Source organism: Streptomyces sp. NPDC101152 (assembly GCF_044768275.1).
Lineage (GTDB): Bacteria > Actinomycetota > Actinomycetes > Streptomycetales > Streptomycetaceae > Streptomyces.
The window spans coordinates 146759-170258 of the sequence record NZ_JBIWPO010000003.1 but is presented as its reverse complement, the minus strand read 5'-3'; the positions used below and the strand labels follow the sequence as shown (position 1 = coordinate 170258).

At 73.3% G+C, this 23500-nt stretch carries 21 protein-coding genes; 10 read left to right on the top strand and 11 right to left on the bottom strand.

The features are described from left to right. The first annotated feature begins 12 nt into the window (after positions 1–12). Positions 13–1251 carry a molybdopterin-dependent oxidoreductase gene (locus ACIRVK_RS05410; RefSeq protein WP_404244074.1) on the top strand — a complete coding sequence of 413 codons (1239 nt, stop codon included), beginning with the start codon at positions 13–15 and terminating at the stop codon, positions 1249–1251. A 349-nt stretch (positions 1252–1600) separates the two neighbouring features. Here ACIRVK_RS05410 and ACIRVK_RS05405 read toward each other — a convergent pair whose 3' ends face one another. The 3 genes from ACIRVK_RS05405 to ACIRVK_RS05395 are packed head-to-tail and all read right to left on the bottom strand — an operon-like array spanning position 1601 to position 3734. Next, complete coding sequence (locus ACIRVK_RS05405; protein ID WP_404244073.1) at positions 1601–2353, bottom strand: class I SAM-dependent methyltransferase; 753 nt, start codon at positions 2351–2353, stop codon at positions 1601–1603. After that, positions 2350–3030 (bottom strand): DUF2064 domain-containing protein, encoded by a 681-nt coding sequence (locus tag ACIRVK_RS05400; protein WP_404244072.1) that lies wholly within the window; start codon positions 3028–3030, stop codon positions 2350–2352. The genes ACIRVK_RS05405 and ACIRVK_RS05400 overlap by 4 nt, the downstream gene beginning before the upstream one ends. Beyond that, positions 3027–3734 carry a glycosyltransferase family 2 protein gene (locus ACIRVK_RS05395; protein ID WP_404244071.1) on the bottom strand — a complete coding sequence of 236 codons (708 nt, stop codon included), beginning with the start codon at positions 3732–3734 and terminating at the stop codon, positions 3027–3029. Before ACIRVK_RS05395 ends, ACIRVK_RS05400 begins: the two co-directional genes overlap by 4 nt. Before the next feature lie 104 nt (positions 3735–3838). Between ACIRVK_RS05395 and ACIRVK_RS05390 the strand changes: the two genes are divergently transcribed. Then, complete coding sequence (locus ACIRVK_RS05390) at positions 3839–4552, top strand: response regulator transcription factor (protein ID WP_404244070.1); 714 nt, start codon at positions 3839–3841, stop codon at positions 4550–4552. Positions 4553–4554: 2 nt separating this feature from the next. Further along, positions 4555–5667 (top strand): sensor histidine kinase, encoded by a 1113-nt coding sequence (locus ACIRVK_RS05385; protein ID WP_404244069.1) that lies wholly within the window; start codon positions 4555–4557, stop codon positions 5665–5667. A 315-nt stretch (positions 5668–5982) separates the two neighbouring features. Here ACIRVK_RS05385 and ACIRVK_RS05380 read toward each other — a convergent pair whose 3' ends face one another. Genes ACIRVK_RS05380 through ACIRVK_RS05370 form a run of 3 tightly spaced genes read right to left on the bottom strand, consistent with a single transcriptional unit; the run spans position 5983 to position 9174 of the window. After that, complete coding sequence (locus tag ACIRVK_RS05380) at positions 5983–6984, bottom strand: NAD-dependent epimerase/dehydratase family protein (protein ID WP_404244068.1); 1002 nt, start codon at positions 6982–6984, stop codon at positions 5983–5985. 52 nt (positions 6985–7036) lie between these two features. Further along, the gene (locus ACIRVK_RS05375) at positions 7037–8488 is read right to left on the bottom strand and encodes a sensor histidine kinase (RefSeq protein WP_404244067.1); all 1452 of its coding nucleotides are present in this window, start codon (positions 8486–8488) and stop codon (positions 7037–7039) included. After that, on the bottom strand, positions 8485–9174 hold the full coding sequence (locus ACIRVK_RS05370) for a response regulator transcription factor (protein ID WP_404244066.1): 690 nt from the start codon (positions 9172–9174) through the stop codon (positions 8485–8487). The genes ACIRVK_RS05375 and ACIRVK_RS05370 overlap by 4 nt, the downstream gene beginning before the upstream one ends. 151 nt (positions 9175–9325) lie before the next feature. Between ACIRVK_RS05370 and ACIRVK_RS05365 the strand changes: the two genes are divergently transcribed. The 4 genes from ACIRVK_RS05365 to ACIRVK_RS05350 are packed head-to-tail and all read left to right on the top strand — an operon-like array spanning position 9326 to position 15001. After that, complete coding sequence (locus ACIRVK_RS05365; protein WP_404244065.1) at positions 9326–10663, top strand: ferric reductase-like transmembrane domain-containing protein; 1338 nt, start codon at positions 9326–9328, stop codon at positions 10661–10663. An 18-nt stretch (positions 10664–10681) separates the two neighbouring features. Then, positions 10682–11074, top strand: a complete 393-nt coding sequence (locus ACIRVK_RS05360) for an FMN-binding protein (RefSeq protein WP_404244064.1) — start codon at positions 10682–10684, stop codon at positions 11072–11074. Positions 11075–11096: 22 nt separating this feature from the next. Continuing rightward, positions 11097–11816 carry an FAD:protein FMN transferase gene (locus tag ACIRVK_RS05355; protein ID WP_404244256.1) on the top strand — a complete coding sequence of 240 codons (720 nt, stop codon included), beginning with the start codon at positions 11097–11099 and terminating at the stop codon, positions 11814–11816. A 26-nt stretch (positions 11817–11842) separates the two neighbouring features. After that, positions 11843–15001, top strand: coding sequence for an ATP-binding protein (locus ACIRVK_RS05350; RefSeq protein ID WP_404244063.1), 3159 nt, complete (start codon positions 11843–11845; stop codon positions 14999–15001). Here ACIRVK_RS05350 and ACIRVK_RS05345 read toward each other — a convergent pair. Further along, entirely contained in the window at positions 14991–16262 is a 1272-nt protein-coding gene (locus ACIRVK_RS05345) for a cytochrome P450 (protein WP_404244062.1), read from the bottom strand. The genes ACIRVK_RS05350 and ACIRVK_RS05345 overlap by 11 nt on opposite strands. 177 nt (positions 16263–16439) lie before the next feature. Here ACIRVK_RS05345 and ACIRVK_RS05340 point away from each other — a divergent pair, with 177 nt between their 5' ends. Genes ACIRVK_RS05340 through ACIRVK_RS05330 form a run of 3 tightly spaced genes read left to right on the top strand, consistent with a single transcriptional unit; the run spans position 16440 to position 18942 of the window. Continuing rightward, positions 16440–17567, top strand: coding sequence for an ABC transporter ATP-binding protein (locus ACIRVK_RS05340; RefSeq protein ID WP_404244061.1), 1128 nt, complete (start codon positions 16440–16442; stop codon positions 17565–17567). Then, on the top strand, positions 17564–18274 hold the full coding sequence (locus ACIRVK_RS05335; protein ID WP_404244060.1) for an ABC transporter permease: 711 nt from the start codon (positions 17564–17566) through the stop codon (positions 18272–18274). Before ACIRVK_RS05340 ends, ACIRVK_RS05335 begins: the two co-directional genes overlap by 4 nt. Then, complete coding sequence (locus ACIRVK_RS05330; protein ID WP_404244059.1) at positions 18271–18942, top strand: ABC transporter permease; 672 nt, start codon at positions 18271–18273, stop codon at positions 18940–18942. Before ACIRVK_RS05335 ends, ACIRVK_RS05330 begins: the two co-directional genes overlap by 4 nt. 96 nt (positions 18943–19038) lie before the next feature. Here ACIRVK_RS05330 and ACIRVK_RS05325 read toward each other — a convergent pair whose 3' ends face one another. Genes ACIRVK_RS05325 through ACIRVK_RS05310 form a run of 4 tightly spaced genes read right to left on the bottom strand, consistent with a single transcriptional unit; the run spans position 19039 to position 23342 of the window. Beyond that, a complete protein-coding gene (locus tag ACIRVK_RS05325; RefSeq protein WP_404244058.1) occupies positions 19039–19641 on the bottom strand; it encodes a GTP-binding protein in 603 nt (200 codons plus the stop codon). Further along, positions 19628–20047 (bottom strand): DUF742 domain-containing protein, encoded by a 420-nt coding sequence (locus ACIRVK_RS05320; RefSeq protein WP_404244057.1) that lies wholly within the window; start codon positions 20045–20047, stop codon positions 19628–19630. Before ACIRVK_RS05320 ends, ACIRVK_RS05325 begins: the two co-directional genes overlap by 14 nt. A 56-nt stretch (positions 20048–20103) precedes the next feature. Continuing rightward, positions 20104–20583, bottom strand: a complete 480-nt coding sequence (locus ACIRVK_RS05315; RefSeq protein WP_404244056.1) for a roadblock/LC7 domain-containing protein — start codon at positions 20581–20583, stop codon at positions 20104–20106. Beyond that, positions 20580–23342, bottom strand: a complete 2763-nt coding sequence (locus tag ACIRVK_RS05310; RefSeq protein ID WP_404244055.1) for an ATP-binding protein — start codon at positions 23340–23342, stop codon at positions 20580–20582. The genes ACIRVK_RS05315 and ACIRVK_RS05310 overlap by 4 nt, the downstream gene beginning before the upstream one ends. Positions 23343–23500 lie beyond the last annotated feature (158 nt).

The following is a 23500-nucleotide window of genomic DNA, read 5'->3' as shown; positions in this document are numbered from 1 at the left end:
TACGGTCGGGGCATGGCACGGTCACCCTTCTCGCCCTCCTTCTGGCGCAGCCCGCTGCGCGGCGCCTGGCTCACCTCGGTGCTCGGAGTCGTCCTGCTCGGCGGCATCACGGTGCTGTTCGTGACGGGACTGCTGTCGTACGCCGCCTACAACCCGGACCTGTCGCCGGTCAACGACCAGACGCCCGGCAAGGGGTTCCTCGGCTTCTACCTCTTCGCCTGGCCGACCGACCCGCACTGGCTGTACCGGCTCACCCAGGGCGTCCACGTCACCCTCGGCATCACCCTGATCCCCGTCCTGCTCGCCAAGCTCTGGTCGGTCGTGCCGAAGCTGTTCACGCTGCCGCCGGCCCGCTCCCTCGCCCACGCGCTGGAACGGATCTCGCTGCTCCTGCTCGTCGGGGGCGGCCTGTTCGAGTTCGTCACCGGCGTCCTCAACGTCCAGCTCGACTACCTCTTCCCCGGCTCCTTCTACCCCCTGCACTTCTACGGCGCCTGGGTCTTCTTCGCCGCCTTCCTCGCCCACGCGGTGCTGAAGACGCCGACCGCCTGGCGCACTCTGCGGCACCTGCGGGAGGAGACAACGGAGACGGAGAAGGCAACCGGGTCGACGCCGCCCGACCCCCACCCGCCCACGGTGTCCCGGCGCGGCGCGCTCGGGCTGGTCGGCGGCTCCTCGCTGCTCCTGTTCGCCACCACCGTCGGACAGGACGTCGACGGGCTGCGCTGGACGGCGCTGTTCGCCCCCCACGGCCGCCGTGACCCAGGGAGCGGACCCGGCGGCTTCCAGATCAACAAGACCGCCGCCTACGCCGGGATCAGTCCGGCCGAGACCAGCGACGAGGCATGGCGACTGGTCGTGACGGGACGCGGCCGCACCGTCCGGCTGAGCCGCCCCGAACTCCTCCGGCTCCCCTTGCACAGCTCGGCGCTGCCCATCGCCTGCGTCGAAGGCTGGTCGACCGGCGACCAGTGGTGGCGAGGCGTACGGCTGCGGGACCTCGCGGCACTCGTCGGGTACGACGGCGATCCACCCGACGTGCTCGTGGAGTCGCTGCAACGCCACGGCGCCTTCCGGCGGGCCGCCCTGCGCGCCAACCAGGTCGCCGACCCGCGGTCCCTGCTCGCCCTCCTCGTGAACGGCGAGGACCTGACCCCCGACCACGGCCACCCGGCCCGGGTCATCGTGCCCGCGGCACCGGGTGTGCTCAACACCAAGTGGGTGGCCCGGCTGACCTTCGGAGACCTGTGATGAAGCGGCCCAGGATCCTGTTCCCGATCGGCAGCCCGCTGCAACTCCTGCTGCTGGCCTGCTCGTTCGCGCTCGCCGCCTATGCGGGTGTCCGGCTGCTCGCCGGGGACTGGTTCGGCGTCGCGCTGTGGGTCGTGGGCGCGGCGCTTGTGCACGACCTGGTGCTGCTGCCGCTGTACGCGGCGGCGGACCGGGCGCTCGTGCGGGCTTCCGGGCGGCGGCGCGGGCTGGTGGGGTACGTCCGCGTTCCGGCCGCGCTCTCCCTGCTGGTCCTGCTCGTGTGGTTCCCGCTGATCAGCGGACAGGTGGCGGGGCGTTACGCCGCCGCCACCGGCCTCTCCACCGACGGCTACCTCACCCGCTGGCTCCTCATGACGGCCGTACTCTTCGGCGGCTCCGCGCTGCTGCTGGTGGCGCGGCTGCTGCGGCCGCTGCGCAGGGCGACGAAGCACCGGCCGCCGGCCGCCCACTGATCGACGGCACGCCAGCCCGCGCGGCGGGCGTGCCGCAGCAGGGCGGGCGTGCCGAGACGGGCCCAGGGGAAGGGGATGCCGGCGGCGCCCCTCGCGTCGGTGACGTGGACCAGGACCCGTTCGTCGAGGTCCGGTCCGGGGACCGTCTCGGCGATCAACAGGCCGCCAGGGGTGAGGAGTTGGGCTGTCCGGTCGAGCAGTGCGCCCGGGTCGCCGCCGATGCCGATGTTGCCGTCGATCAGGAGGGCGGTGCCCCAGCGGCCCTCGGCGGGGAGGGGGTCGAAGACGGAGCGGCGCAGGGCCAGGGCGCCGAGCGCGAGGGTGCGGGCCACGGCCGCCTCGCTCACGTCGATGCCGAGGGCGGGGTGGCCGTGGGTGCCGAGCGCCGCGACGAGGCGGCCGGGGCCGCAGCCGATGTCCAGGACCGGACCCTTGCAGCGGCGCAGGACCTCGCGGTCGGCGGCGTCGGCGTCCGCGCACCAGCGTTCGATGTCGAGGGGGAGGAGCCAGCCGTCCTGACGGCGCAGGAAGAGGGGGCCTTGGCCGGTGTTGAGGGCGTGGGTGTAGGGGTCGGTGGACCAGGGCTCGGGGGCGATGGTGCGGGGGATCGCCGTGGGGGCCGTGCTCATTGGCCGTCTGCGGGTTCGTTGTGGCTTGTCGCGCCCCGCGGCGGAGCCGCATATTGACACAGCCCCGCGCCCCTGTGGGGCGCTTTCAGGGCCGTCAGTTCAGCTGCGAACCGTCCGTTTGGTGCGCTTTTCGCGACCGAGTCTGCGTCGTATGCCGTATCCACGTCCCGCAATATCGGTAGGTCTCGGACCCGTAGGCCGGTGAGGCGGGCGCGTTGGGTCGCGCCCGTATGGGGGGTCGACATGGGGACGCCGCGCAGGAGGGACGGGTCCGGGGTGGCCAGGCCCAGCGCCCAGAAGCCGCCGTCCTCCGCCGGGCCGAAGTAGGCGTCGCAGTCGGCGAAGTCCACGCTCAGCAGCTCCGGCGTCACCTGCGGGGTGTCCATGCCGATGAGGAGCGTCGGGCCCGCGCAGCCCGCGAGGGCGGCGGCCAGGCGTTCGTCCAGACCGCCCGCGCACTGCCGTACGACCTCGAAGCCGGGCGGCAGCCAGGGGCCGGGCTCGCCCTCCAGGGCCAGGACGCGGCGGTGGGCGGGGGTGCGGGCGACCGTGTCCAGGGTGTCCGCGAGGGACGCCTCGGCCAGTGCGGCCGCCTCCCGCGGGGTGAAGGGCGGGGTCAGGCGGGTCTTCACCCTGCCGGGGCGGGGCTCCTTGGCGATGACGAGGAGGGTGGTCACGCGCCGGCCTCCTTCTCGGCCAGGACACGGCTCATGTCCCGTACGGCCTGCCAGGTCCCGCGCCAGGTGCCGGTCACCTTGGAGGCGCCGGTGCGCGGGCGGTACGGGACGTCGTACTCGGCGACGCGCCAGCCCGCGTCGGCGGCACGGACGACCATCTGGAGCGGATAGCCGCTGCGCCGGTCGGAGAGGCCGAGGGCGAGCAGCGGCTCGCGACGGGCGGCGCGCAGGGGGCCGAGGTCGCGCAGCCGCAGACCGGTGCGGCGGCGCAGCAGGCGGGCGAGGGCGAGGTTGCCGGCGCGGGCGTGCGGCGGCCAGGCGCCGCGGGTCTGCGGGCGGCGGCGGCCGAGCACCAGGTCCGCCTCGCCGGACAGGACGCGGTGCGTGAACGGCACCAGGTCATACGGGTCGAGCGAGGCGTCGCAGTCGCAGAAGCAGACCAGGTCCGCCGTGGCGGCCAGCAGGCCCGCGTGGCAGGCGGCGCCGAAACCGCGCCGCTCCTCGTGCACGACGGTCGCGCCGAGGGCGCGGGCGAGATCGGCCGAGCCGTCCGTCGATCCGTTGTCCACGACCAGCGCGCGCCAGCCGTGCGGGATGCGGCCGAGGACCCAGGGGAGGGCCTCGGCCTCGTCGAGACAGGGCAGGACGACGTCGACGGACGCCGCTGCCGGTGCTGTTGGGGAGGGGGTCGTCACGGCTCTCACCCTACGAGCGGGAAACGGACGAATCGGGCGTCGGCTCCTTACGAAACGCGGACGTCGGAAGGGCGTCGGTGCCGTTCGCGCGCGCGTGGTGCGAGGCTGGCCCCATGGAGCAGCAGCAGGGTGGACAGGCCGGGGCCAGGGTGCTCGTCGTGGACGACGATCCCACCGTCGCCGAGGTCGTCACCGGGTACCTCGACCGGGCCGGATACGTCGTCGACCGGGCCGGCGACGGCCCCGACGCGCTCGCGCGGGCCGCCGCGCACTGGCCGGACCTCGTGGTCCTCGACCTGATGCTGCCCGGCATGGACGGGCTCGAGGTGTGCCGGCGGATGCGCGGGCACGGACCCGTGCCGGTGATCATGCTCACCGCGCGCGGCGACGAGGACGACCGCATCCTCGGTCTGGAGGTCGGCGCCGACGACTACGTCACCAAGCCGTTCAGCCCTCGCGAACTCGTCCTGCGCGTCGAGTCCGTCCTGCGCCGCACCCGGCCCGCCCAGCCGGCCGGGATGCTGCGGTCGGCGGCCCTGAGCGTCGACCCGCAGGCCCGCCGTGCCCTCAAGGACGGCTTTGAACTCGCCCTCACGGTGCGTGAGTTCGACCTCCTCGCCTTCTTCCTGCGCCACCCCGGCCGGGTCTTCAGCCGCGAGGACCTGATGCGCGAGGTGTGGGGCTGGGACTTCGGCGACCTGTCGACCGTGACCGTCCATGTGCGGCGGCTGCGCGGCAAGGTCGAGGACGATCCGGCCAGGCCCCGGCTGATCCACACCGTGTGGGGTGTCGGCTACCGCTTCGACGGCTCGCCCGCGGAGGTGTGACCGTGCGCGACAACCTCCTCATCGCCCTCTTCGCCTTCCTCGGCGCCGCCGCGGCCGGACTGCTCGGGGCCTGTGTGCTGCTGCTGATCCGGCGCCGCTCGCTCGCCCTGCACCTCGGCGTGGTCGCCGCGGTCGCCGTCACCGCGATGCTCGCCGGCACCCTCGCGGTCGCGCAGGCCATGTTCCTGTCCGGGCACGACCTGAAGGTCGTCACGACCGTCGTCGCGATGGCCGCCGTGGTCTCCCTGGCCACCGCCCTCCTCCTCGGCCGCTGGGTCGCCGCCCGCAGCCGCGCCCTCACCCTCGCCGCCCGCTCCTTCGGCGAGGGCGGCGACTTCACCTCGCCCGCCGGCCCCTCGACCGCCGAACTCGCCGCCCTCAGCCGCGAGTTGGAGGCCACCAGTGCCAAACTCGCCGAGTCCCGGGAACGCGAGCGCGCCCTGGAGTCCTCCCGTCGTGAACTCGTCGCCTGGATCTCCCACGACCTGCGCACCCCGCTCGCCGGACTGCGCGCCATGTCCGAGGCGCTGGAGGACGGCGTCGCCGCCGACCCCGACCGCTACCTCCGGCAGATGCGCACCGAGGTCGAGCGGCTCAACGACATGGTCGGCGACCTCTTCGAGCTCTCCCGCATCCACGCGGGGACGCTGGCGCTCAGCCCGAGCCGGGTCTCCCTGTACGACCTGGTCGGGGACGCGCTCGCGGGCGCCGACCCGCTGGCCCGCGAGCACGGCGTACGGCTGGTCGGCGACCGGGTCGAGCCGGTGCCGGTCGAGGTGGACGGCAAGGAGATGAGCCGGGTGCTGGGCAACCTGCTGGTCAACGCGATCCGGCGGACCCCGGCCGACGGCACGGTCGCGGTCGCCGCCGAGCGCTCGCCGGACGGTGTGGTGCTGTCCGTCACCGACGGCTGCGGCGGCATCCCGGAGGACGACCTGCCCCGCGTCTTCGACACCGGCTGGCGCGGCACGCACGCCCGGACGCCCCCCGCGGGCGCGGGTCTCGGCCTCGCCATCGTCCGGGGCATCGTGGAGGCCCACCAGGGCACGGCCACCGTACGCAACGTGCCCGGCGGCTGCCGCTTCGAGGTGGTGCTGCCCGCCGCCGCTTCCTGAAAGGCGCACAGCACCACCCGTCCTAGGGGGTGTTTTGAAAGCCCCGCACAGCACCCACGGCGCCCGGCACGCACCCTCGCCGCACCGGCCAAAGGCCCGAGTAGCTCCTCCCCCACTCTCGGCTACGCTCGAGCGGGGGGACCCCCATCCAGGACCTTCGTCCGGCACGCCGAGGCCACGCACCGAACACCGCGGGCACCGCACTGGACTTTCAAAACACCCCCTGGTGCCGCGGCACGCAACGTTCGCGGATTCCGTCCGGCACGCCGAGAGGACGCCCCCGACGCCGCTCCTTACGCGTTGCCTGGCGCGGCACTAGGCCCCCCGCATCCCGGCCGCCGCGAACTCCCGCATGCCCTCCGCGAAGTCCACCTCCGGCTTCCAGCCCAGCTCGGCGCGCAGGCGCGCCGAGTCCGCCGTGATGTGCCGTACGTCGCCGAGCCGGTACTCGCCCGTGACGAGCGGCTGCGGGCCGCCGTGGGCCCGGGCCAGTTCGCTCGCCATCTCGCCGACGGTGTGCGGCTCCCCGCTGCCGGTGTTGTACGCGGTCAGCGCGCCCGCGCGCGCATCCGCCTCCAGGGCAGCCACGTTGGCCGCCGCGACATCCCGTACGTGCACGAAGTCCCGCCGCTGGCGCCCGTCCTCGAACACCCGCGGGGCCTCGCCGCGGGCCAGTGCCGAGCGGAAGAAGGAGGCGACCCCGGCGTACGGGGTGTCGCGGGGCATGCCCGGCCCGTACACGTTGTGGTAGCGCAGCGCGATCGCCGAACCGCCGGTCGCCCGGGTCCAGGCCGCCGCCAGGTGCTCCTGGGCCAGCTTGGTCGTCGCGTACACGTTGCGGGGGTCGACCGGCGCGTCCTCCGCGACCAGGCCGGGGGAGAGGTCCGCCCCGCACGCCGGGCACGGCGGCTCGAAGCGCCCCGCCTCCAGGTCGGCGACGGCACGCGGGCCAGGCCGGACGACGCCGTGCCGTTCGCACACATAGCGCCCCTCGCCGTACACCACCATCGACCCGGCCAGCACCAGGCGTCGTACCCCCGCCTCGGCCATGGCGGTGAGCAGCACGGCCGTACCGAGGTCGTTGCGGGAGACGTACTCCGCGGCGTCCGCGAAGCCCGCGCCCAGCCCCACCATCGCCGCCTGGTGGCACACGGCGTCCACGCCGGCCAGCGCGCGGGCGACGGCGTAGGGGTCGCGCACGTCGGACGGCGGGTCGGCCCGCACGTCGTACACCACGGGCTCGTGCCCGTGGGCCGAGAGGGCCGTGACGATCTGGGACCCGATGAACCCGGCACCGCCGGTGACCAGTACACGCATACGGCCACGCTAGGCCCGTGAGCAGCCGGAACAGCGGGCCGCGCACGTCATGTCACCGGTCCGTAAGACCTCGCCGGGGCAGCGTCACCGTGAACACCGTGGAGCCCGGCTCGCCGCTCAGTTCGATCGTGCCGCCGTGGGCGCGCACCAGGGCGCCGGCCACCGAGAGGCCCAGGCCGCTGCCGCCCCGGTCGCGGCTGCGGGCCTTGTCGACGCGGTAGAACCGGTCGAAGATCCGCTCCCGGTCGGCGGGCGGCACGCCGGGCCCGGCGTCCTCGACCCGCACCGCCGCCCGGTCCGCCTCCAGCGCGACCGACACCGACACCGGGGTCCCGGCCGGGGTGTGCACGGCCGCGTTGGTGAGCAGGTTGTCCAGGACCTGCCGGATGCGGTGCGGGTCGAGGCGCAGCTTCAGCGAGGCCGCCTTGGAGGTCACCGTCAGCGGGCGCTGCGGATGGCTCGCCCGGAACGCGGCGGCCGCCTCCCGCACCAGGTCCACCAGGTCCGTCTCCTGCACCCGCAGCGGCGCGTCCACCTCCGCCGCGTCCAGACGCGCGAGCAGCAGCAGGTCGTCGAGCAGGACACCCATCCGGGCCGCCTCGGCGCGCAGCCGGGCCAGGTGCCTGTCCCGCTCCTCGGGGGCGTTGGCGGCGGCGTACTGGAAGAGGTCCGCGTAACCACGTACCGACATCAGGGGCGTGCGCAGTTCGTGCGAGGCGTCCGCCACGAACCGGCGCAGCCGCTGCTCGGCCTCCGCGCGCACCGCCAGCGAGTGGTCGATGTGCTCCAGCATGGTGTTGAAGGCCGTGCGCAGTTCCTCGACCTCGGGGCCGCCGCCCCGCTTGTCGGCGCGCAGCGGCAGCCGGGCCGCGGACTCGGTCAGGTCGTGCGAGGCGATGCCGTGAGCGGTGTGCGCCATGTCGCTCAGTGGGTTCAGACCGCGCCGCAGCATCCGCCGGCCGAACAGCACCAGCGCCGCCAGCGCCAGCCCGAAGGCGACCACCTGCACGGTGATCAGCCGCCGTACCGTGGCGTCGATGTCGTCCATCGGCGCCCCGCTGACCAGCACCACACCCGGCTTGACCTCGCAGGCCCGCAGGCGGTAGACGCCCTGGTCGGCGATGTGCGCGGTGCTCAGCACCTCGGCGTTCCTCGCGGCCTGCGCGCGGGCCAGAGAGGTGAGCGGGGCGATGTCCCGGGGCAGGTCCTCGGGCTGCTCCGGCTTGCGCAGCACGGCCTCGCCGCTGGAGATGTCGTACACGGCGTAGTACCAGCGGTAGTACTTCTTGCCCTCGAGCGTGCCGTTCTCCGCGATGCTCTTGGACTGCGCGACCTGGGCCAGGCCCAGCTGGTCGTCGAGCTGCGCGGAGAGGTAGTCGCGCATGTACGTCGTCAGGGCCGTGCCGACGACGGCGAAGACCACCAGCGCCAGCGCGCCCAGACCCAGGGCCAGCCGGGTCCCGAGCCGCAGCCGGCGGTACGCGCGTGACAGCCGCCGGATCACTCGGCCGCCTGCCGGATGACGTACCCGAAGCCCCGTACCGTCTGGATCAGCGGCTCACCCGTGTCGTCCAGCTTGCGGCGCAGCCGGCTGACGACCAGCTCGACGACGTTCGAGCGGCCCCCGAAGCCGTACTCCCACACATGGTCGAGGATCTGCGCCTTGGTCATCACGGTCGGCGACTTGCGCATCAGGAAGCGCAGCACCTCGTACTCGGTCGGGGTGAGCGTGAGCAGTCTGCCGCCGCGGCGCACCTCGCGGGTGTCCTCGTCCATCGTCAGGTCCGCCACCCGCAGCACCGAGCGCTGGAAGCCGGGTCCGGCGCTGCGGCGCAGCACGGTCCGCAGCCGCGCCATCAGCTCCTCCACCGCGAACGGCTTGACCAGGTAGTCGTCCCCGCCCCGGGTCAGGCCCGCCACCCGGTCGGCCACCCCGTCCCGGGCGGTCAGGAACACCACGGGCACCATCGCCCCGGAGCTGCGCAGCCGGTCGAGCACGCCGAAGCCGTCGATGTCCGGCAGCATCAGGTCGAGCACCACGATGTCCGGGCGGAACTCGCCGGCCATCCTGAGCGCCTCCTCGCCGGAGTTCGCGGTGACCGCGTCCCAGCCCTCGTAGCGGGCGACGGTCGCGACGAGATCGGCGATGGGCGGGTCGTCGTCCACGACGAGGAGGCGTACTTTTTCCACCCGCTCATAGTGCGGCACCGGCCCGGCCGGGCCCTGTGGTCCGGCACACAGCGGGCACATCGATAAGTACTTGAAAGTTGTCCGACAGGTTCCCGACAGCTCTCCCGGGCCAAGCTCGTCACCCAGGACCCGATCAAGGAGCTGCCGTCCCGTGACGACCGTCCAATCGCCCCCTGCGCCCCTTGCGGCGATACGCCCCAGGGTGGTGGCCCGCACGGGCCTGTACGCCGTGCTCGCCGCGAACGCGGCCGCTGTCGCCTACTTCTTCGCCCAAGCGGGCTTCGCCTCCAACGCGCTCATCGTCATCGGCCGCCTCTTCGGCCTCTACGGCGCCCTGGTCATGGCCTTCCAACTGGTGCTGGTGGCCCGGCTGCCCTGGCTCGACCGCCGCATCGGCATGGACCGCCTGACCTCCTGGCACCGGTGGACCGGCTTCGCCCTCCTGTGGACCCTCCTCGCGCACGCCGTCTTCATCAGCTTCGGCTACGCGCAGGGCGCGGGCGTCGGCCCGGTCACCGAGCTGGTCGACCTCGCCCGGACCACGGAGGGAGTCCTCCGCGCGACCGTCGCACTCGCCATCATCCTCGTGGTCGGCGCCGTCTCGGCCCGCTACGCCCGTCGCCGCCTCGCCTACGAGACCTGGCACTTCATCCACCTGTACACGTACGTCGCCGTGGTGCTGGCCTTCACGCACCAGGTCGCGGTCGGTACGACGTTCACCGCGTCGTCCGCCGCGAAGGCCTACTGGTACGGCGTGTGGGCCGTCGCCCTCGGCGCGGTCGTCCTGGGCCGCCTGGTGCTCCCGCTGTGGCGCAACACCCGCCACCGGTTCCGCGTCTCGGCGGTCGTCGCGGAGTCCGACAACGTCGTCTCCGTCCACATCACCGGCAAGGACCTGGACAAACTGCCCGCGCAGGCCGGCCAGTTCTTCCTGTGGCGGTTCCTGACCGCCGACCGCTGGTGGCAGGCCAACCCCTTCTCCCTCTCCGCCGCCCCCGACGGCCGCACCCTCCGCCTCACCGCCAAGGCCGCCGGCGCCGGCAGCGCCGCTCTGCGCCACGTGAAGGTCGGCACCCGCGTCTTCGCCGAGGGCCCCTACGGCGCCTTCACCACCCTGCACCGCAGGAAGACCGAGTCCCTGCTCATCGCGGGCGGCGTCGGAGTCACCCCGATCCGGGCCATCCTGGAGGACATCGAGGGCCACGCCGTCGTCATCTACCGCGTCGCCTCGGAACGTGACGCCGTCCTCTACGACGAGCTGCGCGACCTCGCCGCCGCCAAGGGCGCCGAACTGCACCTGGTCACCGGCCCGCCCGTTCCCGACCGGCTGGCACCGCGCGAACTGGCCCGGCTGGTACCGGACATCGGCGACCGCGACGTCTTCCTGTGCGGCCCGCCGCCGATGATGAACGCGGTCCTGCGCACGCTGGGCGACCTGGGCGTGCCCAAGCAGCAGATCCACTTCGAGCGCTTCAGCCTGGCCGGCTGAGGAGGACGGGAAACCATAGTGAAGCGAGCCATACCCGTCGTCGTCCTCAGCATCGCGGGCCTGGTCCCGGTCTGGCGCTACGAGCCCTCGATCGCCGGCACGACCACCACCGCCCAGCCCTCCACGACACCGTCTTCCGCGCCCTCTTCCGGCACGGTCGTCAAGGGAACGACGATCCAGACGGAGAAGGGCCCGGTGCAGGTCCAGGTGACCTTCTCCGGGGGGAGGATCACGGCGGTGCGGATGCTGCAGCAGCCGAACCATCCGCAGACGGCGGCCGCGGTGCCGAAGCTGATCGCGGAGACGTTGACGGCGCAGAGTGCGAAGATCGACACCGTGTCCGGGGCGACCATCACCAGCGAGGGATACAAGCAGTCCCTCCAGGCCGCGATCGACGCGAAGGGTGCCTGAGGTGCGGCGCGTCGAGCACGTCATGGGGTTCCCGGTGTCCCTGCGGGTGGACGACGAGGGGGTGCCGGAGGGGGCTGCCGACGCCGCCTTCGGGTGGCTGCGCGAGGTCGACGAGCGGTTCAGTCCGTTCAGGCCGGACAGCGAGGTGTCCCGCTACGGCCGGGGCGAGTTGGAGCGTGGCGACCTCAGCGCGGACCTGGTCGAGGTGCTCGAGCTGTGCGAGCACTACCGGCTCGCCACCGGCGGCGCCTTCGACGTACGGCTGCCGGGGCGGGAGTTCGACCCCTGCGCGGTGGTGAAGGGCTGGTCGGTGCAGCGGGCGGGCGACCTGCTGACGGCGGTCGGAGCCAGGCGGTTCGTGCTGAACGCCGGCGGTGACGTGGTCGTCGCCGGCGGGCCCTGGCGGGTGGGGGTACGGCATCCCGAACACGCCGACAAGCTGTGCACGGTCCTGGAGCTGACCGACGGCGCAGTGGCCACGTCCGCCCGCTACGAGCGCGGCGACCACATCATCGACGGGCGGACCGGGCGTCCGGCGACCGATCTGCTCAGCCTGACGGTCGTCGCGCCCTCGCTCACCGAGGCGGACTCGGTGGCCACGGCCGCCTTCGCACTGGGCACCGACGGCATCGGATGGGCCGCCGCACGGGCCGGGTGCGAGGTGTTCGCCGTGGACGCGCGCGGACAGGTGCTGCGGACGGAAGGCTTCCCGGTCGCGCCGGAGTCCTCGGCGGCGGCCTGACGCCTCGCCCTGGCTAACCTGGCGCGGTGACCATCGAGTTGACGCTGCTGTCCGCAGTCGCCCACCGGGGCCGGGAGATCACCGCGCCCCGGCTGTGCGGGCTGCTCGCGCTGCTGGCCGGGGAGCTCACGGCAGGCTGCGGCGCGGCTCGGCTGGTCGACGGACTGTGGCCGGACGAGCAGCCCGAGAACCCGACGAAGGCCCTGCAGGTCCTGGTGTCACGGGCCCGCCGCCAGCTCGGTGCCGAGGTCATCGCCAGCACCCCCACCGGCTACCGGCTCGCCCTGCGCGCGGACCAGGTAGACGCCTCGGCCGTCCTGCTGTTCGCCGCCGCGGCCGCGGAGAAGGCCCGCGCCGGTGACCACGCGGGCTCCCTCGCCGAGGCGGAGGAGGGACTGGCGCTGTGGGACGCCGTCCCGGCCGGGGAAGCCCCCGCCCTCGGCGATCCCGTCGCCGATCTGCGCGCGGAGCGGGCCGGCACCCACCACGCGCTCACCCGCTCCCGTGCCCTCGCCCTCGCCCGCACCGGCCGACGCGCAGAGGCCGTCGCCCCCCTTGCCGATCTGGCCGCCGCCGGGCCCCACGACGAGGAACTCCTGCTGGAGCTGATGCGCTGTCTGTCCGCCACCTCCGGCCCGCCCGCCGCCCTGACCACCTACGACACCCATCGGCGCCGCCTGCGCGACGAGCTCGGCACCGACCCCGGCCCCGCCCTCCAGGAACTCCACCAGGAACTGCTGCGCGGCGACGCCCCCGTCGTCCGCAACGGCGTGCCGCACGAGCCCAACCCGCTGCTCGGCCGGGCCGCCGACGTCGCCGCCGTGACCCGGCTGCTGCACAGCGCCCGCGTCACCTCCGTGGTCGGCCCCGGCGGCCTGGGCAAGACGCGCCTCGCGAGTGCCGTCGCCCGGGACGCCGAGCAGCGGGTCGTGCACCTCGTACCGCTCGCCGGTGTCCGCCGCGACGCCGACGTCGCCGCCGAGGTGGCCTCCGCGCTGGGTGCCGGCGACAGCCTGCGGCCCGGTGCGGGCGGCGGCGACGTGGTCGCCGGGATCCTGGGCGTCCTGGGCGTCTTGGGCTCCGGGCCCGCGCTGCTCGTCCTCGACAACTGCGAACAGGTCGTCGCCGGGGTCGCCGACCTCGTCCAGGCGCTGGTGTCACGGACCAGTGACCTGCGCGTGCTGACCACCAGCCGCGCCCCGCTCGGTCTGTCCTCCGAGGCCGTGCACGCCCTGCCGGAGCTGGATCTCGCCACCACCGTCGAACTGTTCGCGCAGCGCGCCCGCGCCGCCCGTCCCGACGTCGATCTGCCCGCCGACACCGTCGCGGCCCTCTGCCGCCGCCTCGACGGACTCCCGCTCGCCGTCGAACTCGCCGCCGCCCGGGTGCGGGTGATGTCGGTCGCCGAGATCGCCCGCCGGCTGGAGGACCGGTTCGCGCTGCTGCGGGGCGGGCGCCGGGACGCGCCCGAACGCCACCGCACCCTGCACGCCGTCGTCGACTGGAGCTGGAACCTCCTCGACGAGGAGGCGCGGTCCGCGCTGCGCACCCTGTCCGTCCTCCCCGACGGCTTCAGCGCCGAGACGGCGGAACAACTCGTGGGCGACCCGGACGTGTTGGGGACCCTGGAAGACGTCGTCGACCAGTCCCTGCTCAGGGTGACCGACACCCCGGCCGGCACCCGCTTCCGCATGCTGGAGACCGTACGGGAGTTCGCCGCCGCGCACCGGGAGCGGGCCGGGGAGGACACGGCCGTGACGGAGCGGTTCCTCGGCTGGGCACGGGAGTTCGGTGTCGCCCATCACGACGCGCCCTTCGGAGCGCGGCCGTTCGCGTCCTGGCAGCGCGTCCGTGCCGAACAGGACAACCTCGTCCACGCGCTGCGGCGCGCGCTCGAACGCGCCGACCAGGACACCGCCGTGGCGGTGACGGCCGTCCTGGCGAGCCTGTGGTCCGCCGAGGCCGGCGCCCAGCACGCCCGCCTGCTCGCCCTCGCCGAGGACACCGCGCCCCTGCTCTCCCACTACCGGCCCGGCCTCGCTTACGTGGAAACCGCCCGCACCGCCGCAGCCCTGCTGGCCGCCAACTCCCTGTTCGGCCTCGGTCCCGGCGGCGCCCGCGCCCTCCTCGCGCTGCGGCGCCTGCCGCCCGCGCCGCCGGACACCCTGATCCGGGCGATGGCGGTCGTGCTGAGCGCCCTTCCCGAGGTGCTCGCGCCCGGCGGCCGCGGCACCCTCGACACGCTGTGCGACAGCGACCGGCCGCTGCTCGCGGCCGTCGCCAACGGCGCCGCCAGCTACGTCGGCGAGCACGACCGGGACCCCGAACGGGCGCTGGCGTCCGCGCGCCGGATGCTCGACGCGGTCGCCGACCAGGACGTGCCGCTGCTGCGGATCTGGCCGCGGGCCCGGTTCGCCGAACTGTGCCTGCAGACGGAACGCGGCACGGAGGCGATCGCGCCGATGAAGGCCGCCCTCGAAGCCCTCGACGAGTTCGGCGAGTGGACCGACACGATCGGCCTGCGCTGGGGCATCATGCTCGCGAGCCTGCAGGCCGGAGACCTCGACGGGGCGGAACACTGGCTGGAACAGGCGCTGCGGCACCAGCCCGAGGGAGCCACCGCCGACCCCTTCACCCCCGACCTGGGAGCCCGCGCCGAGATGGCGCTCGCGCGGGGCGACATCGAGACCGGACTGGGCCTGTGGCGCCGGGCCCTGGACCGGCTCGCGCGCACCGGGGACCCGGCGTCCGGCGGGGAACCGGTGATGGAGGCCTGGGGGCCGGAGCTCCAGGCGGTCGCCGCGACCGCCCACGCCCGCTACGGCCGCGCGGCCCTCGTCGAGAAGGTCCTCGCGGCCTTCCCCGGCCGCGTCACGCAGCTGCTGACCCGCTCCCCGGTGGTCCAGCCGGCGTACTTCCCGCTGTGCGGGGCGCTCCTGCTGGCCCTCGGCACGGCCGACCTGGCGAAGGGGGAGACGGGCGGTGTACGGCTGATCGCGCTCGCCGAGCGGCTGCGGTACCTGCGCAACTTCCAGCCCACCATGTCCCTGGCCCGCGCCCGCGAGGACGCCCGCGACGCCGACCGGGCGGCGTACGAGGAGGCGGTGTCCGCATACGCCGCCCTGGACGACGACGGGCTGCGCGAAGCCGCGCTGGGCCTGGTGCGGGAGTGGGTCACAGGCTGACCGGCAGCGCCAGCAGGTGGAAGCCGTCGCCCGGCCAGTGCCCGAAGGGGAGTTCGGCACGGTCGGCCGCCAGCTTCGGCGCGGCGGGGCGCCGTACGACGAGTTGGTCGAGGACCACGCCGGTCACCAGCCGGCCGAGCGCGGCGCCGATGCAGTAGTGCGGGCCGTGGCCGAAGGCGAGGTGACCGTCGCCCCGGCCGAACTCCCGGCCCACGTCGAGGCGTTCGGGGGCGTCGTAGGCGGCCGGGTCGTGGTCCGCGGCGAACAGGGCGACCGTCACCGCCTCGCCCTTCCTGAGCTCGGTGCCGGCGAACACGAAGTCCTCGGTGGCGTACAGCGTGGCGCCCATGCGCACCAGCGTGACGTACCGCAGGAGCTCCGGCACCGCCCGGCCGAGCAGCTCCGGCTCGGTGCGCAGCCGCTCCCACTGCTCGGGAGAGTCCAGCAGGGCGAGCACGGCGTGGGCCAGGAACAGGGCCGGCGGGGTGATGCCGGTGTTGATCAGCAGGAAGAAGACGGTGACGATCTCGTCGTCGGTCAGGCCGCCGTCCGCCAGCAGCGCCGACACCAGGTCGTCGGCGGGCTCGGCGCGACGGCGGGCGACCAGTTCCTTCGTGTACTCCACGATGCCGCCGAGCCCCTCGAGGACGCGGCTGCCGTCGCCGTACGCGAAGTCCCGGATCCAGCCGCACACCTTGTCCTGGTCGCCCGCGTCGACGCCGACCAGCGCGCAGATCACGGCCGTGCACAGGGGATAGGCGAACTCGCCCAGCAGGTCCGCCTGTTCACGGCCGGCGAGGGTGCCGATCAGCTCGCGTGCCGTCTCCTGCACGAAGGGGCTCAGCGCCGCGACGCGGCGGGCGGTGAAGGCGCGGGTGAGGGGGGAGCGGCGGCGGGTGTGCTCGTCCCCGTCGAAGAGGGCCAGATGGCCGGAGAGGTAGCGCGCGTACTCGGGCGGAAGGCCCCCGGCACCCTCGGCCAGCAACTCGGCCTGCGGATCGGGCAGGTCGCAGCCGCCGATCGCCGAGCGGTCCCGGACCAGGCGCGCTTCGGTGAGCGCGGCCTTCACGTCCTCGTGCCGGGTCACCAGCCGTACGGGAGTGGTCAGTCCCGGCAGGACGACGTGACCGAGGCCGGGGCGGGAGCGGAGGCCGGCGTAGGCGCCGACGGGGTTCTGGACGAGTTCCGGGGTGAGGTGCACGGCGGTCATGGCGACTTCCTTCTCGTTGAGGGAAAGGGCCGGTGGTGTGGTCGGGTTCATGCCGCAGAGCGTGCGGGACGCCGGATTCAGCGCGGCTTCACTCCGGTTTCAGCCGGGCGGACGGAAACCGCCAGGAGAGGGACGTGATCTCGCCAAGCTCCCGACGAAGTCCTGAAACACTCGCGGTCTAGACTCTCCCCCCAACGGCCCTGCCAGACCCGAAGGGTATTCGGCGCTTTGATACGGATAGATTCAGTCACCAAGCGGTACCCGGACGGCACGGTGGCGGTGGACAACCTCTCCCTGGAGATTCCCGACCGCGCGATCACCGTCTTCGTCGGTCCGTCGGGCTGTGGCAAGACCACCACCCTGCGCATGATCAACCGGATGATCGAGCCGAGCGAGGGCACGATCACCATCGACGGCAAGGACATCACCCGGCAGCCGGTGAACTCCCTGCGCAGGTCGATGGGGTACGTCATCCAGAACGCGGGCCTCTTCCAGCACCGCACGATCATCGACAACATCGCCACCGTGCCCCGGCTGCTGGGCTGGGACAAGGCGAAGGCCCGCGCGCGGGCCCGGGAGCTGATGGAGCGGGTGGGCCTCGACGGCTCGCTCGCCAAGCGGTACCCGTACCAGCTCAGCGGCGGCCAGCAGCAGCGCGTCGGCGTGGCGCGGGCGCTCGCCGCCGACCCGCCGGTGCTACTGATGGACGAGCCCTTCTCGGCCGTCGACCCGGTGGTGCGCAAAGGTCTTCAGGACGAACTCCTGCGGATCCAGGACGAGTTGGGCAAGACCATCGTCTTCGTCACGCACGACATCGACGAGGCCGTGAAGATCGGCACCATGGTCGCCGTGATGCGCACCGGCGGCCACCTCGCCCAGTTCGCCCCGCCCGCCGAACTGCTCACCGACCCCGCCGACGCCTTCGTCGAGGACTTCCTCGGCGCCGACCGCGGCATCCGGCGGCTGTCCTTCTTCTCCTCGGCCGGCCTCGACCTGCTGACCAGCCCGATCGTCGCCGTCGACGCCACCGCCGAGCAGATCGCCGCCCGCACCTCCAAGGACGTGCCCTACCTCCTCGTCACCGACGTGGACGGCAGGCCGCTCGGCTGGAGCGAGCCGGAGGCGCTGCGGGCGGGATCCGTCGACCCGGCCCGCCTCCTCACCCACGGCCGGCCCTTCGAACACGGCAAGGAGTCCCTGCGCGCCGCCCTCGACGGCGCCGTGCTCTCCCCGACCGGCTGGGCCGTCGCGGTGGACGCCGGCGGCCGGGTCACCGGGGTGGTCTCCCAGCAGACCATCGGCGAGGCCATCCGCGCCGCGCACGCGGCGGGCCGTACGGAGAAGGTCGCCGGATGAGCGGCGGCCTCTTCGACATCCCGAGCGACCTGCAGAACACGTACTGGGGCCTGGTCGGGCTGCACCTGCGGGAGGCGCTGGTCCCAGTCGCGGCCGGCCTCCTGGTGGCGCTGCCCGTCGCCCAACTGTGCGTACGGTTGCGGTGGTTGTACCCGCCGGTGCTGTGGGTGACGACCGTCCTCTACGCCATCCCCTCGCTGGCCTTCTTCGTCGTCCTCATCGACTACACCGGCCAGACCGAGACGACGGTGATGATCCCGCTCGGGGTCTACAGTCTGGTCGTGTTCGTCCCGGCGATCGTGGACGGCGTCCGCTCGGTCCCCCAGGAGACCCTGGACGCGGCCACCGCCATGGGCCTCGGGCCCGTACGACGCTACTTCCAGGTCCAGTTGCCGATCGCCGCGCCCGCGATCATCGCCGGGCTCAGGGTCGCGACCGTCTCCAGCATCTCGCTGGTCAGCGTCGGCATGCTGATCGGCAACCAGGGCGGGCTCGGCAACCTCCTCAACGACGGCATGATCTACCACCAGAACCGGCTGATCTGGCTGTCCGTGGTCGGCACGGCCGTCCTCGCCATCTTCGCCGACGCCCTGCTGGTCCTGCTGCGCGTCCTCGTCACGCCGTGGATGCCGCGCGGCAACCGCAAACCGCGCCCCGTGGACGAGCCCGAACCCCTTCAGGCCGTACTGGAGGACACCGTCCGATGAACGTCCTGCACTTCATCAACAGCTTCTTCAGCGACAGCGCCCACTGGCACGGCTACGACGGCATCCCGACCCGGCTGCGCGAGCACATCCAGTACTCACTGATCGCCCTAGCCGTCGCCGCCGCCATCGGCCTGCCGGTCGGCCTGCTCACCGGGCACACCGGACGCGGCGGCAACACGGTGGCCCTCATCGCCACCGCGGGCCGCGCCCTGCCCAGCTTCGGCCTGCTGGTGCTGATGTTCGTGCTGCTGGGGCTGGGCCTCACCCCGGTGATGATCCCGCTGGTCGTGCTCGCCGTACCGCCGATCCTGGTCACCACCTACGAGGCGGTGCGCTCCGTCGACCCGTCCCCGGTGGACGCGGCCCGCGGCATGGGCATGGCCGAGCCACGCGTCCTCTTCCAGGTCGAACTCCCGGTCGCCCTGCCGCTGATCCTCAGCGGCCTGCGCTCGGCGGCCATCCAGATCGTCTCGACGGCCACCATCGCCGCGTACGTCTCCCTCGGCGGCCTCGGCCGCTACATCGTGGACGGCCTCTACCAGCGCAACTACGAGAAGGTGGTGGGCGGGGCGACGCTGGTGGCGGTCCTGGCCTTGGTGACGCTGGGCTTGTTCTGGCTGGTAGCCCGCTTCACCGTGTCACCCGGGGTACGCAGAAGCGCCCCTTAGGGGCGCGGGGCTGTATGCGATGTGCGGCTACCGCCGCGCCGGCGCGACAAGCCCCCACCGGCCCGCAGAAGAACGCGAACCGGTGGGGGCACACTCTCAGCCGCCGCTACGTGCCAGCGCCTGCTCCAGCACAACCAGCAGAGCGTCCCGCACAGACCCCCGCTCCCGCGCGTCGAACACCACCAGCGGAACCCCCTCGGTGACGTCCAGCGCCCAGCGGACCTCGTCCAGGGTGTGCTCGACCTTCCCGTCGAAGGCGTTGACGGCGACCGCGAACGGGATCTGCCGGTGCTCGAAGTAGTCGACGGCGGCGTAGCAGTCGTCGAGGCGACGCGTGTCGACGATGACCAGTCCGCCGACCGCGCCCTCCACGATGTCGTCCCACATGAAGCCGAACCGCTCCTGGCCGGGCGTGCCGAACAGGTACAGCTTCAGCGTCGGGTCGATGGTGATGCAGCCGAAGTCCATCGCCACCGTGGTGGTGGTCTTGCGCGGGGTGTGGCTGAGGTCGTCGACGCCGGCCGCGACCTCCGTGATGGCGGCCTCGGTGGTCAGCGGCTCGATCTCGGAGATGGAGCCCACGGCGGTGGTCTTGCCCACGCCGAAGCCGCCCGCGATCACCAGCTTGACCGGCAGCGGCGGTGCGACGGCGGCCACCGGAGCGGTCGCTCGGGGGGCGGCCGGTTCAGTCCGTGTCACGGAGTACCCCTCGGGAGTCGGGGATGGCACGCAGGGCCTCGATGACCCTGCGCAGGACGGAGGCGTCGTGGGTGACGCCGGAGTCGGGCACGTGCACCACCAGGTACCCGGCGGCGCGCAGGTCCTCGGCGAGCACCCGGACCACGTTGAGGTGCAGCCGCAGCCGGGCCGCGAGTTCCGCGACGGACTGCGGCTGCCGGCACCCGGCGACGATGTCGTGCTGCTCGAAGGTGAGGTCCTCGAGCACGGCCAGTCCATCGGCGGTGGCCACCACCTGGGTCTCCACCGGCACCGGCCGTTCGGACGCGGTGGGCGCGACCCGGCCGGCGGTGACCAGGAACGGCCGTACGGCGGGGGCGGGGCCGACCGGGTCCGGGTCGCCCGGCGGTGGGGAGCCGTCCGCCATGGGGTGTCTTCCTCCTCGATCGCGCCCTCAGGAAACCATGTGAGGGCGGCAACCGGTCAGCGCGCGGATGCGGCGCCGACGCTGTTCTTGAGCTGGAGCACGAGTTGGGGGCTGAGGGCGCTGCCGGCCCGGTTGGCGAACAGCGTCATCTCGTAGGCGATGTTGCCGAGCTTGGCCTCCTTGTCGGTGACCACGCCGAGCACGGCGCCGCTGCCGATCGCCGAGACCAGGACATGGCCGCCCTCCAGGTCGATGATGACCTTGTTCAGGGCGCCCAGGCCGTAGTTGCCGGACGCGCCGGCGGCCAGGGACGTGATGCCGGAGACGATCGCGGCCAGCCGCTCCGAGTCGGCGTGCTCACGCAGTTCGGAGACGGCGATGAGCAGTCCGTCGGAGGACACCGCGATGGCGTCCACGACGCCCGCGGTCTCGGTCGCGAAGCGGTTCAACAGCCAGGTGAAGTCGGCTGCGGCGGCCTGCAGTTCGGCCGGCGTGCTGGCTCCCGCGTGGGGAGTGTCGCCTGTCGACGTGCTCACTGCTCGGCTCCTTCCGGGAGGTGGTTCTGGTCGTGCGGGTCGGGGAGGGTCTCGGGAGCGGTACCGGCCGGTCGGGCGCCGTCGCCCTGTGCCGGGACCGCGGCGGCGCTGTCGCGGTTCGCCCGCTCCACGGCCGCCTCGAACTCGTCGAGCGCGTCCCGGACGGCGTCCGCGTCGGCGGGCCGCGCGACCTGGAGCGCCGCCTGGTGCGCCGCGGCGTCCACGGTCGTACGGAGCGTCGCGCCCCGCACCCGTCGGCGCAGCGGCCGGGCCGAGCCGTCCCCGGGGGGCGTCGTGCTCGTCGCGGGGGCCGTGGCGCCGCTTCTGACCTCGGCGGACAGCGCTGTCTCGCCGCTTCGGACTCCGCCCGACGATACCCAGTCGTCAACGGCGTCGTGACGGGAGGGTGTTGCGTCCTCGGCCGGTGCGACGGCGTCGCCTGGCTCGTGGAGCGGTTCCGGGTCCCTGGCCCAGCTCGGGCGTCCCGCCTCCGGCGCCACGGTGGCGGGCGGGGTCTCGCCGCGCGCCGTGGGGATGAACGGGGTGCGCTCCGCGTCGGCCGTGCCCGTGTCCGAGGCAGGTGCCGTCTCCGCCGGGTCCCGGCGGGGCACCCGGCGCGGGAGCGGTCCCGGCTTGCTGCCCGGCGAAGTGCCGGACGCCAGACGGGCGTTGTCTCCGGCGGGGGTCGACGGCCGGGGCCCGGTGGCGGGTTCCGAGGCCGACGCGATGGAGCCCCGCCGGCCCGTCGAGCCGCCGGCGGCGACGCCCACCGGGCTCATCGCCAGCAGCAGGGACGGCGGCACCGTCACCTCCGCCGTCACGCCGCCGCCCGGGGTGCGGGAGAGGGTGACGGCGACGTCCCAGCGGCGCGCCAGGGTGCCGACCACGAACAGACCGAGCACCTTCGTCGGTACGACGTCCAGCCGCTCGCGGCGGATCAGCCGGGCGTTCTCCTCGGCGAGCCGGTCGGCGCTCATGCCGAGGCCGTGGTCGGCGATCACGATGGCCGCGCCGCCCGGCGCCTCCTCGCCGGACGTGTCCCGTACGTACACCTCGACGGGGCTGCCGGCCGGCGAGAACGACACCGCGTTCTCCAGCAGTTCGGCCACCATCAGCGTCAGGTCGCCAATGATGTCGGGTTCCACCATGACCTCGGTGCGCGCGTGCAGCCGTACCCGCTGGAAGCCCTCGATCTGCCCGAGCGCGGCCCGTACGACGTTGGTGAGCGCGGTCGGACCGGAGTCCAGGACCGTCTCGCGGATGCCGGCGAGCAGCATCAGGCTGTCGGCGTTGCGGCGCAGGCGGACGGCGATGTGGTCGATGGAGTAGAGGCGTTCCAGCAGGGCCGGGTCGGTCTCGCCGCGCTCCACGGCGTCGATCAGCGCGAGCTGACGTGCCGTCAGGTTACTGACCCGGCGGCCCACATTGCCGAACATCTCGGCGACGTTGCGCCGGCTGAGCACCTGCCGCTCCAGCAGCGCGATCGACGTGGTCTGTACGCGGTTGAACACCTCGGCCAGCGCGCCGATCTCGTCGTTCGCGGTGACCGGCATCTCGCGCAGCTTCGGCGGGCTGTCGTCCTCGGCGTCGTCGTCGGCGACCCGGGCCAGCTCGCGCCCGGCGACGTCGGCGACCTCCCGCGCGGCACCGGTGAGGGCCTCGACCGGCCGTACCACCGAGCGGCGCACCAGGATGGAGAAGGCGATCCACAGCGCGAAGCCGAGCAGACCGATGGTCAGCAGCAGCGCCGCCCGCCAGATGGCGTCGCTGGCGGCGGCGTCGGCACGGTGGGCGATCTGGTCGATCAGCGAGGTGGTGATGTCCAGCCTGCTCACCGCCTGCTGCGGGTAGGCGGGGTAGGTGCCCAGCGCGTCCTGGAAGGCCGTCCTGATCTCCGCCGGGGTGCTCGCCTGCAGGGTGCTGGGGGCGACCTGGAGTTCGGCGTACGCCTGCGAGATGACCCGCATGGCGCTGGTGTGTTCGATCCCGGCCAGCGCCTCGGCCTGCTGCTGGGTGGCGAACCGGGCGAACCGGTCCGACTGGTTGTTGAAGAGTTCGTAGGCGCCGACGGCGGTGGTGAACTCGATCTGCGCGTTCGTGTCACCGGTCGTCGCGGAGAACACGCCGGTCTCGAAGGAGCCGTGCGCGGCGTCCGCGCGCAGCAGGGAGTCGAGCAGGTTGCCGGTGAAGGTGGCGGCCAGCTCGGAGTTGCGGTCGAGACCGAGCCCGTCGATCAGGGTCCGGGCGGCGTTGACGTAGGCGGGGTCGATGTTGCTCGCCGGCAGGTAGCTCTGCTCGACGGTGGTGCGCAGGCTGGTGAGACCCTCGACCTCCTGCAGCGCCTGCGCCTCACCGGCGGGCAGCGCGCCGCCGAAGGCGTCCCGCACCCTGGCGATCTGCGTGTCGACCGCCTTCTGCGCCTTGCGGTAGGCGGCCAGCGAGGACTGGACGCCCCGGCCGCCGGCCTCGTAGCGCACGGAGAGCAGGATCGCCAGCTGGTGCTCGCTCTCCAGGTCGTTGACCAGGGAGGCGACCTGCTCGCTGTTGCGCACCAGATCCGCCGCGTTCGACGCGTCCCGCGCCTGGGAGACCTGACCGGCGATCAGATAGGAGAGCAGGGCGGCTACGACGGCCAGCGGCACGCCGACCATGAGGTTGAGCTTGCGCCGGAACGGCCACCGGTCGGCGAACCGCCGTATACCACCCCTGGACGAGGGCTGGGCGGGCCGGGGGGTCGCGTCCACCTCTTTCGTGGACACCGGGCCTCCTTCATGGGGGTGTCGGTCGCGCGACACGAAGCGCCTGACCGATTCTGATCGATTGCTGGATCATCAGGAATGGTGCGGATGACACCGCAGCGGCCCCCGTACTCCGCTGTGACCGACGTCAACTTCGGTGAGACTACCGCTTTCTGGAA

Coding starts and splice junctions, on each gene's coding strand:
- ACIRVK_RS05355 (WP_404244256.1), top strand. CDS start 11,097: ATGGGGTTCCCGGTGTCCCTGCGGGTGGACGACGAGGGGGTGCCGGAG.
- ACIRVK_RS05345 (WP_404244062.1), bottom strand. CDS start 16,262: ATGAACCCGACCACACCACCGGCCCTTTCCCTCAACGAGAAGGAAGTC.
- ACIRVK_RS05330 (WP_404244059.1), top strand. CDS start 18,271: ATGAACGTCCTGCACTTCATCAACAGCTTCTTCAGCGACAGCGCCCAC.
- ACIRVK_RS05390 (WP_404244070.1), top strand. CDS start 3,839: ATGGAGCAGCAGCAGGGTGGACAGGCCGGGGCCAGGGTGCTCGTCGTG.
- ACIRVK_RS05410 (WP_404244074.1), top strand. CDS start 13: ATGGCACGGTCACCCTTCTCGCCCTCCTTCTGGCGCAGCCCGCTGCGC.
- ACIRVK_RS05320 (WP_404244057.1), bottom strand. CDS start 20,047: ATGGCGGACGGCTCCCCACCGCCGGGCGACCCGGACCCGGTCGGCCCC.
- ACIRVK_RS05380 (WP_404244068.1), bottom strand. CDS start 6,984: ATGCGTGTACTGGTCACCGGCGGTGCCGGGTTCATCGGGTCCCAGATC.
- ACIRVK_RS05335 (WP_404244060.1), top strand. CDS start 17,564: ATGAGCGGCGGCCTCTTCGACATCCCGAGCGACCTGCAGAACACGTAC.
- ACIRVK_RS05405 (WP_404244073.1), bottom strand. CDS start 2,353: ATGAGCACGGCCCCCACGGCGATCCCCCGCACCATCGCCCCCGAGCCC.